At 73.1% G+C, this 13,374-nt stretch carries 10 protein-coding genes; 8 read left to right on the top strand and 2 right to left on the bottom strand.

What is annotated here, in order from left to right; all coding sequences use genetic code 11:
• Positions 1 to 21: 21 nt before the first annotated feature.
• The 6 genes from tsf to OG994_RS17695 all read left to right on the top strand — a co-directional run bounded on the left by tsf (position 22) and on the right by OG994_RS17695 (position 6,992).
• Positions 22 to 849 (top strand): translation elongation factor Ts, encoded by an 828-nt coding sequence (gene tsf, locus OG994_RS17720; RefSeq protein WP_120328479.1) that lies wholly within the window; start codon positions 22 to 24, stop codon positions 847 to 849.
• A gap of 159 nt (positions 850 to 1,008) precedes the next feature.
• Entirely contained in the window at positions 1,009 to 1,776 is a 768-nt protein-coding gene (pyrH, locus tag OG994_RS17715) for a UMP kinase (protein WP_120328478.1), read from the top strand.
• An 80-nt stretch (positions 1,777 to 1,856) separates the two neighbouring features.
• Complete coding sequence (gene frr / locus OG994_RS17710; protein WP_120328477.1) at positions 1,857 to 2,414, top strand: ribosome recycling factor; 558 nt, start codon at positions 1,857 to 1,859, stop codon at positions 2,412 to 2,414.
• A gap of 406 nt (positions 2,415 to 2,820) precedes the next feature.
• Positions 2,821 to 4,584, top strand: coding sequence for a phosphatidate cytidylyltransferase (locus OG994_RS31580; RefSeq protein WP_407942538.1), 1,764 nt, complete (start codon positions 2,821 to 2,823; stop codon positions 4,582 to 4,584).
• A gap of 100 nt (positions 4,585 to 4,684) precedes the next feature.
• A complete protein-coding gene (gene rlmN / locus OG994_RS17700) occupies positions 4,685 to 5,833 on the top strand; it encodes a 23S rRNA (adenine(2503)-C(2))-methyltransferase RlmN (RefSeq protein WP_120328475.1) in 1,149 nt (382 codons plus the stop codon).
• Between the two features lie 31 nt (positions 5,834 to 5,864).
• On the top strand, positions 5,865 to 6,992 hold the full coding sequence (locus tag OG994_RS17695) for a DivIVA domain-containing protein (protein WP_328850370.1): 1,128 nt from the start codon (positions 5,865 to 5,867) through the stop codon (positions 6,990 to 6,992).
• A gap of 108 nt (positions 6,993 to 7,100) precedes the next feature.
• On the opposite strand, the gene OG994_RS17690 is transcribed toward OG994_RS17695, so the two are convergent.
• On the bottom strand, positions 7,101 to 7,322 hold the full coding sequence (locus OG994_RS17690; RefSeq protein WP_120328473.1) for a DUF2631 domain-containing protein: 222 nt from the start codon (positions 7,320 to 7,322) through the stop codon (positions 7,101 to 7,103).
• 317 nt (positions 7,323 to 7,639) lie between these two features.
• Between OG994_RS17690 and OG994_RS17685 the strand changes: the two genes are divergently transcribed.
• Positions 7,640 to 9,226 (top strand): Rieske 2Fe-2S domain-containing protein, encoded by a 1,587-nt coding sequence (locus OG994_RS17685; protein ID WP_120328472.1) that lies wholly within the window; start codon positions 7,640 to 7,642, stop codon positions 9,224 to 9,226.
• A gap of 37 nt (positions 9,227 to 9,263) precedes the next feature.
• Here OG994_RS17685 and OG994_RS17680 read toward each other — a convergent pair whose 3' ends face one another.
• Complete coding sequence (locus OG994_RS17680; protein ID WP_328850369.1) at positions 9,264 to 10,859, bottom strand: phytoene desaturase family protein; 1,596 nt, start codon at positions 10,857 to 10,859, stop codon at positions 9,264 to 9,266.
• Between the two features lie 281 nt (positions 10,860 to 11,140).
• Between OG994_RS17680 and OG994_RS17675 the strand changes: the two genes are divergently transcribed.
• Positions 11,141 to 13,315 carry an MMPL family transporter gene (locus OG994_RS17675; RefSeq protein ID WP_328850368.1) on the top strand — a complete coding sequence of 725 codons (2,175 nt, stop codon included), beginning with the start codon at positions 11,141 to 11,143 and terminating at the stop codon, positions 13,313 to 13,315.
• Positions 13,316 to 13,374 lie beyond the last annotated feature (59 nt).

Here is a 13,374-nt window from a genome sequence, read left to right as displayed (position 1 = left end):
TTCAACACCGAAGAGAGAGCCATGTCCCAATTCACCGCCGCGGACGTCAAGAAGCTCCGCGACCTCACCGGCGCCGGCATGATGGACAGCAAGAAGGCGCTGACCGAGGCCGAGGGCGACTTCGACAAGGCCGTCGAGATCCTGCGCATCAAGGGCGCCAAGGACGTCGGCAAGCGGGCCGGCCGTACGGCCGCCAACGGCCTGGTCGCGCACTCCGGCCAGGCGCTGCTCGAGCTCAACTGCGAGACCGACTTCGTGGCGAAGACCGAGTCGTTCATCGCGCTCGCCCAGAAGCTCGTCGAGCACGGCGCGGCCAGCGGCGTCAGCAACGCCGAGGAGCTGCTCGCCAGCACGCTCGACGGCAAGACCGTGGCCGACCTCGTCCAGGAGGAGTCGGCCAAGATCGGCGAGAAGCTGGTGCTCAACCGCTTCGCCAAGCTCGACGGCACCACCGCCGTCTACCTGCACCGCAAGGCCCAGGACCTGCCCCCGGCGGTCGGCGTGATGGTGCAGTACACGGGCAAGACCGACGAGGCCGGCGACGCCGACGCGCGTGGCGTGGCCATGCAGATCGCCGCCATGCGGCCGCAGTACCTCACCCGTGACGAGGTGCCCGCCGAGGTCGTCGAGTCGGAGCGGCGCATCGCCGAGCAGACCGCGCGCGAGGAGAACAAGCCCGAGGCGGCCCTGCCGAAGATCGTCGAGGGTCGGGTGAACGCCTTCTTCAAGGACTTCGTCCTGCTGGAGCAGGCGTCGGTCACCGACAACAAGAAGACGGTGAAGCAGGTGCTGGCCGAGGCCGGCATCGAGGTCACCCGCTTCGTGCGGTTCGAGGTCGGCCAGGCCTGAGCCGCCGCCGGGCGTCTCGGCGCCCGTGGGCAGGAACGTCGACGAGGAGGTCGCTGGTGTACGTGACAGGCACCGCGGCCTCCTCGTCCCATAGGGTCGGCAGCGGCAGGTTCGCGGTACGCGGCGCACGGGGCGCCGGTACGGGGAAGGGCGGGGCGGATGACGCAGGTTGTGAGTGACCGGACGCTGGCGGTGGACGATCCCACCGCCCCGCCGCCCGGCCGGGCTCGCCGGGTGGTGCTCAAGCTGTCCGGTGAGGTGTTCGGCGGGGGCGCCATCGGCGTCGACCCGGACGTCGTCCAGGCCATCGCGCGGCAGATCGCCACGGTGGTGCGCCGCGGCGTGCAGGTGTCGGTGGTGGTGGGCGGCGGCAACTTCTTCCGGGGCGCCGAACTGCAGAAGCGCGGCATGGACCGGGCCCGCGCCGACTACATGGGCATGCTCGGCACCGTGATGAACTGCCTCGCGCTCCAGGACTTCCTGGAGAAGGAGGGGATCGAGACCCGGGTGCAGAGCGCCATCACCATGGCGCAGGTCGCCGAGCCGTACATCCCGCTGCGCGCCATCCGGCACCTGGAGAAGGGCCGGGTGGTGATCTTCGGCGCAGGCGCCGGCATGCCGTACTTCTCGACGGACACGGTCGCCGCCCAGCGCGCCCTGGAGATCCACGCCGACGTGGTGCTGATGAGCAAGAACGGCGTCGACGGCGTCTACACCGCCGACCCGCGTATCGACCCCACCGCCAGCAAGTTCGACTCGATCACCTTCTCCGAGGTGCTGCGTCGCAACCTCCGCGTCGCGGACGCCGCGGCGTTCAGCCTCTGCATGGAGAACGGCCTGCCGATGCTGGTATTCGGCGCGCAGGGGGAGGACACCATCGTCCGCGCCGTGGGTGGCGACAAGATCGGCACCCTGATCACCGCCTGAGCGGTCGCCCCCGGCGACGGCAGCGGTCCTCCGACACACAGCAGAGCCCACCACGAGCACAGAAGGAGGCGAGGAGACAGGTGATCGACGACACCCTCCTCGAGGCCGAGGAGAAGATGGAGCGTGCCATCGAGCACGCGAAGGAGGAGTTCGGGGCGATCCGGACCGGCCGGGCCACGCCCGCCATGTTCTCCAAGATCATCATCGACTACTACGGCTCGCCCACGCCGCTGACCCAGATGGCGTCCGTGGCGATCCCCGAGCCGCGCATGGCGATCATCAAGCCGTACGACAACTCGCAGATCAACGCCATGGAGAAGGCGATCCGCGACTCGGACCTCGGGGTGAACCCGAACAACGAGGGCAACCAGCTGCGCATCCTGCTCCCGCAGATGACCGAGGAGCGCCGCCGCGACATGATCAAGGTGGCCCGGCACAAGGGTGAGGAGGCCAAGGTGGCGATCCGCAACATCCGCCGCCGCGGCAAGGAGGAGCTGGACCGCATCGTCAAGGACGGCGAGGCCGGCGAGGACGAGGTGCGCCGCGCCGAGAAGGAGCTGGACGATCTCACCCAGCGCTTCGTGGGGACCGTCGACGAGCTGGTCAAGCACAAGGAAGCCGAGCTGCTCGAGGTCTGAGACCCGCCCCCCCGGCCGTACGCGAGGTGAGGCCCGCCCCACCGGGGCGGGCCTCACGCGTACCCCCTACCGCCCCCCTCTCCCGCCGCCCCCTCCCCGCCCCCCTCCCCGCCCCCCGGCTCTCCGCGGTGATCATGAGGTTGGCGGGGCGGTTGGAGATCGAACTCCCCGCCAACCTCATGATCAACGGGGTGGGGTGGGGGAGCGGGTGTCCGGGCGGGGAACGGCGTCCGCCGTGGCGGGGCGGCGGGTGCAGTAGGCTCGGCACGATTCCCGGCCACGGGGCGGTGTACGCCGGGGATCGACCGGTCGTCGGGCCGGCCATCGGAAAGCAACAGTCGCGCGTGTAGGGGATGCTTGTGGTTCTGCGTCATGTGGTGGTACTCGTGCCGCGTCACGGTGCGTGATGTCCCACCTGGACCCCTACGGCGGCGCTGAGCCCCGCGGCTGGGACCGGCCGGACGGGCCGGTGGCCCTGCCGTGGCCCGAGCCCGCGATCGACCCGGGACCGTGGGCGCGGCACCCGGACGCCGCGGCGGAGCTGTACGCGGAGCCGCAGGTCCGCTCCCGCCCGCCCGCCGACCCGTACGCCGACCGGGGCGGCGCCTATCCGCCCGACCCGTACGCCGACCGGGGCGCTCCGTACCCGCCGGCCCCCCACGACGACGGCTACCCGACACCCCCCCACGACGACGGCTACCCGACACCCCCGTACGACGACGGCTATCCGCCGGTGCCGCACGACGACGGGTACCCGACGGCGCCGCACCCCGAGCGGAACGGCGCGGGGCGCCGGGGCGAGCGGGACCCGTACCAGGAGCGCCGGCCCGGCCCTTACCGCGACGGCGGCCCCCGCCACGACGACCCGCGCCACGACCGTCCACGCCGCGAGGGCCCGTACGACGACGGGCCGTACCACGACGGCCCCCGTCGGCGGGGCCACGACGACCCCGAGCGGTACGGCGAGGACCGCCGCCCCGGCGCGTACGGTGACGAGCCGTACCGCGAACGGCGCGACGACCACGGTGAGCAGTATCCCGACGAGCACGGCGCCGGCCGGTACGACCTGCCGCCGCCCTCCGGCGCGGGCCGCCACGACATGGCGCCCGCCTCCGCCCCGGGCCGGTACGACGACGACACGGCGACCGCCCAACTCGCCCCCGTGCGCGACGACCTCGCCTCCGTGCGCGACGACCTCGCCTCCGTGCGCGACGACCTCGCCCCTGTGCGCGACGACCTCGCCCCCGTGCGCGACGACCTCGGCCCCGAGCCGGAGCCCGAGCCGCCGCGCCGGCGCCGGCCGGGCAAGCGGCGCGCGAGTGCCGACCGCCCCGCCACCCACCAGACCCCGAGCCGGGCCGGCCGGAACCTGCCGGCCGCCATCGGCGTCGGGGTCGCCCTCGGCGCCGTCATCCTGCTGGCGCTCTTCGTCTACCCGCCGGCGTTCCTCGCGGTCATCGTGGCCGCGGTCGGCGTCGCCGTGTGGGAGCTGGGCCGGGCGGTCCGGCGCAGCGGCGCGCACCCTCCGCTGGTGCCGTTGATCGCCGGCGGTGCGCTCACCGTGGGCCTGGCCTGGTTCGCCGGCCCGGACGCGCTCAGCCTGGGCCTGATCGTCACGGTGCTCGGCACGATGATCTGGCGCCTGGGCGACGGGCCCGGCGGCTACCAGCGCGACCTGACGGCCGCCACGCTCATCGCGGTCTACGTGCCGTTCCTCGGCGGATTCGCGGCGCTGCTGGCGGCGGCGCCCGACGACGGTTCCTGGCGGATCCTCGCCACCCTCGTCGCGGTGGTGCTCTCCGACACCGGCGGGTACGTCGCGGGGGTGCTGTTCGGTAAGCACCCGATGGCCCCCTCGGTGAGCCCGAAGAAGTCCTGGGAGGGCTTCGCGGGCTCGGTCACCGCGGCGGCGCTCGGCAGCGCCCTGCTGATCTGGCTCGTGTTCGACGTGGCCCCCTGGTGGGGCGCGGTGTTCGGCCTCGCCGTCTCCTGCGCCGCGGTCCTCGGTGATCTGGCCGAGTCGATGATCAAGCGGGATCTCGGGGTGAAGGACATGAGCAACCTGCTGCCCGGGCACGGCGGACTCATGGACCGGCTCGATTCGATCCTCTTCGCCGTGCCGACGGCGTACCTGCTGCTGGCGGTCTTCGTGCCGGTGGCCGGCGGGTGATCCGTCGCCCCGGCGCCGCCGCCCTGACCGGAGGGTCGGGGTCGGTTCGGCACCTCCGGACAGGTGCGTTCGCCGTTCGGCGTGACAGACTGGACGCGCCATGACGAGCCTGCCCCTGATCCCCGTCGCGTCCGACGCGCCCGCGCGTCGTGCCGCCATGCCACCGCAGCACCTCGCCGACCTGGACCTGGCGGGCCGCCAGGCGCTCGTCGCCGAGCTGGGCGAGCCGGCGTTCCGCGCGAAGCAGATCTCCACGCACTACTTCGGCCGGCTGGTCCGTGACCCGCAGCTGATGACCGACCTGCCCGCGGCCACCCGCGAGCGGCTCGCCGACCGGCTGCTGCCGCGGCTGCTCAACCCCGTACGCGAGCTGACCTGCGACGACGGGGCCACGCGCAAGGCGCTGTGGCGGCTGCACGACGGCTCGCTGGTGGAGAGCGTGCTGATGGGCTATCCCGACCGGGTCACCGTCTGCATCTCGAGCCAGGCGGGCTGCGGCATGGCCTGCCCGTTCTGCGCGACCGGCCAGGCCGGGCTGACCCGCAACCTGTCCACCGCGGAGATCGTCGACCAGGCGGTCTACCTCGCGGGGGTGGCCGCGTCCGGGGCCGTCGCCGGTTCCCCGCCGCGCCTGTCCCACGTCGTGTTCATGGGCATGGGGGAGCCGCTGGCCAACTACGCCCGCGTGGTGGCGGCGATCCGCCGGCTCGTCGCGCCGGCCCCGGAGGGGCTCGGCCTGTCCCAGCGGCACATCACCGTCTCGACCGTCGGCCTGGTGCCGGCCATCCGCCGACTGGCCAGCGAAGACCTCTCCGTGACCCTTGCGTTGTCGTTGCACGCCCCCGATGATGATCTGCGCGACGAACTGGTGCCGGTCAACCAGCGCTGGAAGGTAGCCGAGGTGCTGGACGCAGCGTGGGACTACGCGGCCCGGACGGGACGCCGCGTGTCGATCGAGTACGCGATGATCAAGGACGTGAACGACCAGCCGTGGCGAGCCGACCTGCTCGGCCGGCTGCTGGCCGGCAAGTTGGCCCACGTGAACCTCATTCCGCTGAACCCGACGCCGGGCAGCCGTTGGGACGCGAGCCCGAAGCCGGTGGAGCGGGAGTTCGTCCGGCGCTTGCGGGCCGCCGGGGTGTCGACCACGGTGCGGGACACCCGGGGCCGCGAGATCGACGGCGCGTGTGGTCAGCTCGCCGCCGCCGAGGACAGGGACATCGACCGCGCCGCTGCGGCATCGGCGTGACCGGGCGAGTCGAACGAGACCAGGAGACATAGTGGCGAGTCAGGGTCAACGTTTCCGGCGTAAGGCGCTCCGCCGGGGATACAAGGTCGACGAGGTGGATGCCTTCCTCGACCGCGTGGAGGCGACGCTCGCCGGGCAGCCGGTCGGCGCGCCCGTGGCCTCCCAGGAGGTCCATGACGTCGTCTTCCGGGTCCGGTTCAACGGCTACGACGAGTGGCAGGTCGACCTGCACCTCGACCGGGTCGAGCGCCAGCTGGCCGAGATGGAGGAGCGCGGCGGCGTGGTCGGGCGCGGCAGCGACTCCGGGATGGGCGACCGCTTCGGCCCGGCGGACCGGCTCGGCCCACCAGATCGGATGGGCCCCCCCGACCGGATGGGCCCCCAGGACCGGATGGGTCCGCCGGACCGGATGGGTCCGCCGATGCGCGACGACCGGGGCATGCCGCCGCAGCCGTTGCCGCCGCGGCCGATGCCCGCGCAGGCCGGCCCGCCCGCCGGCGGCTACGGGCGGTACGACGAGCCGACCGGCAGCTTCGCGGGCGGGTACGACGCCCCGCGCGGCGGCTACGACGGTCCACGCCCGCCGGCCGGTCCCGGCGGTCCGGGCATGCCGATGGGGCCGGGCGCGCCGATGGGCGGCCCCGCCGGTCCTCCGCGCGGCCTGCCGCCCGGCCAGGGAGGCTACGGCCCCGACGAGCAGCGCTTCGACGGCTTCGAGGCGGGGCGACGCGCCCGCCCCGACATGACCGCCGAGATCCACATGCCTGACCGGGACCCGCGTGACCTGCGTCGCGGGCCGGCCGGTCCGCCCCCGATGCCGCAGCAGGGCTTCGGCGGCCCGCCGCCGGTGCCCGGCCCGCCGGTCGGTGGCCCGCCCATGGGTGGCCCGCCGATGGCCGGCCCGCCCGGCAGCGACCTCTACCGCGTCGACCAGATCCGGCGCAGCTTCCAGGTGCGCCGCTTCGGCAGCGGGTACGACCCGGATCAGGTGGACCGGTTCTTCGAGAGCCTGCTCGGCGGGATGGCCGGGCGGAACCCGATGCCGGTCAACCCGAAGGACCTGGACACGCTGCGCTTCGGTCTCGTGCCCGGCGGCTACTTCGAGGCCGAGGTCGACGCCGCGCTCAAGGACGTGCAGGACATCCTCTTCGGCCGCTGACCCCGGCTCCGTCCCGGCCACGTACGACGAGGGCCCGCCCGTTCCGGCTCGGAACGGGCGGGCCCTCGCGCGTGGTCACACCGGGTTCGCCCGGCGCCGGCGCCCCGGTCAGGACCGCAGGCCGTTGCGCCGCAGCACGGCGTCGCCGATGACGATGACCAGCAGCAGCACGGCCAGGCCGATGAGCCAGATGTCCTCGACCTTGCCCTCGTGGTTGCCGCAGAGCATCGCCACCAGTGCCAGCGCGGTCAGCACCGCGCCGATCCGCCCGGACTTACGGTGCCCCGGCTTGTGCTGGTCCGGCGACGTTACCGGCTCGCTTCCTGCCACTGTCGGTCCTTCCCTCGCGATCGGATCTCCGGTTAGTCTGGCACGCCCCGTACCAGCGGCGGCGCAGGGTCCGGCCTCACGCGGCCGGCGACACCCCGGCCGCGCGCGGCCGCGTCCGACCACGGCCCGCCCGCCGGCCACGACCGGGGGCCGGTGGGGTGACGGACGGCGTGCCGACCCTCCGACGGGGTACCCGGGTCGAAGGACCCGGTCCGACCAGGGCGGTACGGCACTACCGGCGTCGCGGACCGGGGGCCACAGTCACTCCGGTAGCGTTTGGCGTACACCTTGATTGTCTTTTTGAGGGGGAAACTGCGGTGCGAGTGACCGGTACCGGGCACGCCAGCATGCGGATCGACACGGCCGCGGGCAGCATCCTGTGCGACCCGTGGGTCAATCCGGCCTACTTCGCCTCCTGGTTCCCGTTCCCCGACAATTCGCAGCTCGACTGGGAGTCCCTCGGCCAGGTCGACTACCTCTACGTGTCCCACCTGCACCGGGACCACTTCGACGCGGCGCACCTCAAGCGGTACGTGTCGAAGCAGGCCACCGTGCTGCTGCCCGAGTTCCCGACCTCGGAGATGGAGGACGAGCTGCGGGAGCTGGGGTTCACGAAGTTCCTCAAGGCGCCGAACGAGCAGGTCGTCGAACTCGACGGCGGGCTGAAGATCATGATCCAGGCGCTCACCAGCCCCACCGACGGGCCGATCGGCGACTCCTCGCTCTGGGTCGAGTACGACGGCGTGCGCCTGCTGAACCAGAACGACGCGCGCCCCACCGACCTCAGCACGTTCGCCGAGCTGGGCCACGTGCACGCGCACATGCTCCAGTTCTCCGGCGCCATCTGGTACCCGATGGTGTACGAGCTTCCGCAGGCGGCCAAGACCGCGTTCGGCAAGCAGAAGCGGGATCGGCAGTTCGACCGCACCTGGCGCTACATCGACGACCTGAAGGCGTCGCACGTCTTCCCGATCGCCGGCCCGCCCTGCTTCCTCGACGACGAGCTGTGGCAGTTCAACGACATCTTCGGCGACGAGGGCAACATCTTCCCCGACCAGTCGGTCTTCCTGCGCGAGTACGCCAAGGTGGGCGGCACCAACGGTGTGGTGCTGCTGCCCGGCAGCGTCGCCGAGATCACCACGGACGGCTGCGAGACCACCCACCCGGTGCCGGTCGAGGAGTTCTTCGCCAACAAGGTCGCGCACCTGGAGGAGATGCGGGAGCGCAAGCGCCCGATCATCGAGGCGGAGAAGGCGTCCTGGCGCCACCCCGAGGTGGACGTGCTCGGCGAGATGAAGCGCCGCATCGAGCCGCTGCTGGACGAGTCGATCTACCTGGCCAAGGGGGTCGGCGGGCCGGTCCGGTTCGACCTGGTCGACACCGACGCCTCGGGCGAGGAGACGGTCGAGTCGATCGTCGTGGACTTCCCGGGCAAGGAGGTGCGGCCGTACGCGGACGAGAAGGTCCGCTACCGGTTCCGCACCCACCGGGGGCTGATCGAGCAGCTCCTGCACAGCGGCGAGGTGGACTGGGTCAACTCCCTCTTCCTCTCCTGCCGCTTCTCGGCGGCCCGGATCGGGCAGTACAACGAGTTCGTCTACGCCTTCTTCAAGTGCCTCTCGGAGGAGCGCCTCCAGTACGCCGAGGGCTGGTACGACGAGCACGAGCGGGCCGTCGACGCGGAGGACATCACGCTCGGCGACTGGGTCGTGCAGCGCCGCTGCCCGCACCTCAAGGCCGATCTGAGCCGGTTCGGCATCGTCGAGGGCGACCAGCTCACCTGCCAACTGCACGGCTGGCGGTTCGACCTGGCCAGCGGTCGCTGCCTCACCAGCGTCGGCCACAAGATCCGCGCCCACCGCGCCGACGAGGCCCCCGCCCCGGCTCCGGAACCCGCGAGCTGACCTCCGCCCGCCGACCCGCCCGTCAGGGTACGGGGCGTCAGCGGCCCAGGTCGGCGAGGATCCGGCGGGCGGCGTTGTGGCCGGCGGCGCCGATCACGCTGCCGGCCGGGTGGCAGCCCGCGCTGCCCGCGTACACGCCGTCGACCCCGGTGGCGTACGGCATGCGGTCGGTGAACGACACCGTGTTGTCGACGTGGTGGATGTGCCCGCCCGTGATGCCGAAGTGCTGCTCGATGCCGGGCGGGGGCAGGGGCACGGCGTCCACGACGAGGTCGCCGGTCCCGGGCGCGTACCGCTCGCAGATCCCGATGAGCCGGTCGACGTAGCCGGGCAGCGCGGCGTCCCAGGTGGTCCCGGCCAGCTCGTACGGCACCGACTGCACGAACAGCGCCGACGAGTGGTGCCCCGCGCCGTCGGAGAGCGACGGGTCGACGGTCGTGTGCAGGTACCACTCGATGGTCGGCTCCGCGGGCAGCCGCCCCGCCCGCACGTCCGCCCACATGGCGCGCAGCGCCGCCATGGGCGACTCGCCGCCCCCGCCGACCAGGGAGGCCGAGCCGGGCAGCAGGTGGATGGTCGACCCGAACGGGCTCGGCGCGTCCGCCGGCAGGCAGGAGAACCGCGGCAGCCCGGACAGCGCGAGGTTGAGCTTGAGGGTCGTGCCGGGCCGACGGACGGCCGCCATCCGCGCCCGGAGCGGCTCCGGGAGCGCGCCGTCGGGCAGCAGGTCCATGAGGCGGTACGGGTCGCACGCGCCGAGCACCACCCGGGCGGCCACCTCCCGGCCGTCCGCGAGGACGACACCGCTGGCCGCGCCGCCGTCCACGGTGACGGCGCTGACCGGCGCGCCGGTGCGGATCGTCGCGCCGGCGGCCCGTGCGGCGTCGGCGAACGTACGCGAGACGGTGCCCATGCCGCCCTCGGCGATCATCCAGGTGCCGCCGGACCCGGGGAGCCGGCACATGTTGTGCACCAGGAAGTTGTGGCCCGTGCCGGGGTCGTCGGGACCGGCGTTGAGCCCGGACAGGCCGTCGGTGACGGCGTACATGCTCACCAGCAGCTCGGAACGGAAGTCGAAGCGGGCGAGGTAGTCGGCGACCGAACCGCGCACCAGGTCGACGAAGACCTGCCGGAGCGCCGGCCGGACGTACCGCTCGGCGGTCTCCTCGACGGGCAGCGGCTCGGTCAGCCAGGCCGGCGCCAGGTCCTCGCGGAGGGCGGCCAGCTCGGCCTGGAGCGCGTCGTCGGCGGCCGCGTCGGCGGGGGAGAACATCTCCGCGAGCTGCCGCCGGCTCGCCGCCGCGTCGCTGCCGAACAGCAGGTACGGCGAGCCGAGGCCGCCCGGGGTGGGCAGGAAGTAGTGCGGGTCGCGGCGCAGCACCGGGATGCGTACGTCGAGGGTGGCGAGCAGTTCCGGCGGCATCAGCCCGAGCAGGTACGAGCCGGTCGAGTGGCGCAGCCCGGGCACCTTCGGGAACGGGTTCTCCGTCCGGGTGGCGCCGCCGATGACGTCCGCCGCCTCCAGCACCAGCACGTCGAGCCCGGCACGGGCCAGCAGGATCGCCGAGACCAGTCCGTTGTGGCCCGCCCCGACGATGACGACGTCGGCACGGGCAGGGAGTTCACCACTCATGTCCCCGGACCCTAGCCCGAACCCCCGCCCCACACCTCCCCCCTCACGTCCCACCCCCCCTCACGTCCCTCCCCCTCCCTCCCCCTCCCGCCCCCTCCCGCCCCCTCGTGCCTCCCCGGTGATCATGAGGTTGGCGGGGGATTCGATCTCCAACGCGCCCGCCAACCCCATGATCACCGGGGAGGGAAGGCGGGAAGGCGGGAGGGAGGGGAGGGGGAGGGGGACCGGGGGTCGGGGGTGTGGGGGACCATGCTGGGGGCGGTCGCGAGAGGGAGGCGTACGTGTTCGGGTGGTGGGGACGGGCCGTCGTACGGCTGCGCTGGGCCGTGCTCGCGGCGGCGGTGCTGCTCGCGGCGGTCGGCGCGACCTGGGGCGCCGGCGTCTTCGGGCAGCTCACCGGGGGCGGGTTCGACGACCCGGCGAGCGAGTCCAGCCGGGCGTACGCGCGGATCACCGACGAGCTGGGGCCGCAGGGCGCCGACCTGATCGTCCTCTGGTCCAGCGACACCGCCACGGCCGACCAGCCGGCGTTCCGCGACCCGGTCACGGCGACCGTGTCCCGGCTGCGCGAGCGGCCCGAGGTGACCAGCGTGACGACCTGGTACGACAACGGCGCACCCGCGCTGCTCGCCACCGACCGGCGCGCCACCTACGCCCTCGTGCGGTTGCGGGGCGGGGACGAGGACGGCAAGACGGCGGCGTTCCGGGCCCTGCGTCCGGTGCTGGAGACCCCCGGCGTGCGTACGCAGATCGGCGGCAACGTGCCCTTCCTCGAGGAGGCGAACACCCGCACCACGGAGGACATCACCCGCGCCGAGCTGCTCTCCATGCCCGTCCTGCTCGTCCTGCTCGTGGTCATCTTCGGCGGGCTGGTCGCCGCGTCCACACCGCTGCTGATCGGCGGGCTGGCCATCCTCGGCGGCTTCATCGCCGTGCGGGTCGTCAACCTCTTCACCGACGTGTCGATCTTCGCGATCAACGTGATCACGCTGATCGGGCTGGGCATGGCGGTCGACTACGCGCTCTTCGTGGTCAGCCGGTTCCGGGAGGAGCTGGCGGCCGGCCGTACGACGGCCGACGCCGTACGGCGCACGATGGCCACCGCCGGCCGCACCGTGCTCGTCTCCGGGCTCACGATCGCGCTCGCCATGGCCAGCCTGCTGATCTTCCCGCAGTCCTTCCTGCGCTCCATGGGCTTCGGCGGGATGGCCGCCGTGCTGGTCGCCATGCTCGCGGCGTTGACCGTGCTGCCGGCCCTGCTGGCGGTGCTCGGCCCGCGGATCGACGCGGTGCGCGTACCCGTGCCGTGGCGGCGGCGGACGGCGGGTGCGGGGCCGGCGGCGGTTCCGGAGGCCGGCGCGTGGGCCCGGATCGCGCGCAGCGTGATGCGCCGCCCGGTGCCCTACCTCGTCGGGGTCGCGGTGGTGCTGGTGCTGCTGGCCACGCCGTTCCTGCGGATCACGTTCGGCGGCTTCGACGAGCGGGTGCTCCCGTCCGGCGCCGAGCCCCGCGTGGTCAGCGAGCGGATCGCCGCGGAGTTCCCCGGCGGCACGGTGGCCCCTGTCGAGGTGCTGGTCTCCGGCGCGTCGGCCGAGGAGGTCCGCCCGTTTGCCGACCGGATCGCCGGCGTGCCCGGCGTCACGGGAGTGGACGTCGCCGCCAGCCGGGGCGAGTCGACCCTGCTCACGGTGGCGTATCCGGGGGAGCCGACGGGCGAGGTCGCCCAGGACGTGGTGCGGGCGCTGCGCGACCTGCCCGGTCCGGACGGCGCGGAGGTGCTCGTCGGCGGCCGGCCCGGCGCGGACCGCGACCTGCTGGACAGCCTCGGCTCGCGGCTGCCGTGGATGGCGCTGCTGATGGCCGCCGCCACGTTTCTGCTGCTCTTCCTCGCGTTCGGCTCGGTGGTGCTGCCCGTCAAGGCGGTGCTCATGAACCTGCTCTCGATCGGCGCGTCGTTCGGCGTGGTGGTCTGGATCTTCCAGGACGGTCACCTCGCCGACCTGCTCGGCTTCACCCCGACCGGTTTCATCGAACCGAGCAACCCGATCCTCATGCTCGCCGTGCTCTTCGGGCTGGCCACCGACTACGAGGTCTTCCTGCTGTCCCGGGTGCGCGAGGAGTGGGACCGCACCGGCGACAACACCGGGTCGGTGGCCGCCGGGCTCCAGCGCACCGGCCGGATCATCACGGCCGCCGCGCTGCTGCTGATCATCGTGGTGGCCGGCTTCGCGAGCGGCAGCATGGCCTACATCAAGCTGATCGGCGTCGGCATGATCGTGGCGATCGTGGTCGACGCGACGCTGGTCCGGGCGCTGCTGGTGCCGGCCACCATGCGGCTGCTGGGCCGGTGGAACTGGTGGGCGCCGGGTCCACTGGGCCGGATCTACCGGCGCTACGGGTTGCGCGAGTCCGACTCACCGGCCGAGGTGCCGCACTCCGCGCCGGCTGCCCACTAGGCACGCCGTCGTCGGCACGGCCGTGGTTGTCGGCAGCGGCGCGGTTGTCGGCAGGGGCG

Source organism: Micromonospora globbae, from assembly GCF_036184225.1.
GTDB classification, from domain to species: domain Bacteria; phylum Actinomycetota; class Actinomycetes; order Mycobacteriales; family Micromonosporaceae; genus Micromonospora; species Micromonospora globbae.
This window is presented reverse-complemented; position numbering and strand designations above follow the sequence as displayed.

Coding starts and splice junctions, on each gene's coding strand:
- OG994_RS31580 (WP_407942538.1), top strand. CDS start 2,821: ATGTCCCACCTGGACCCCTACGGCGGCGCTGAGCCCCGCGGCTGGGAC.
- rlmN (WP_120328475.1), top strand. CDS start 4,685: ATGACGAGCCTGCCCCTGATCCCCGTCGCGTCCGACGCGCCCGCGCGT.
- pyrH (WP_120328478.1), top strand. CDS start 1,009: ATGACGCAGGTTGTGAGTGACCGGACGCTGGCGGTGGACGATCCCACC.
- tsf (WP_120328479.1), top strand. CDS start 22: ATGTCCCAATTCACCGCCGCGGACGTCAAGAAGCTCCGCGACCTCACC.
- OG994_RS17680 (WP_328850369.1), bottom strand. CDS start 10,859: ATGAGTGGTGAACTCCCTGCCCGTGCCGACGTCGTCATCGTCGGGGCG.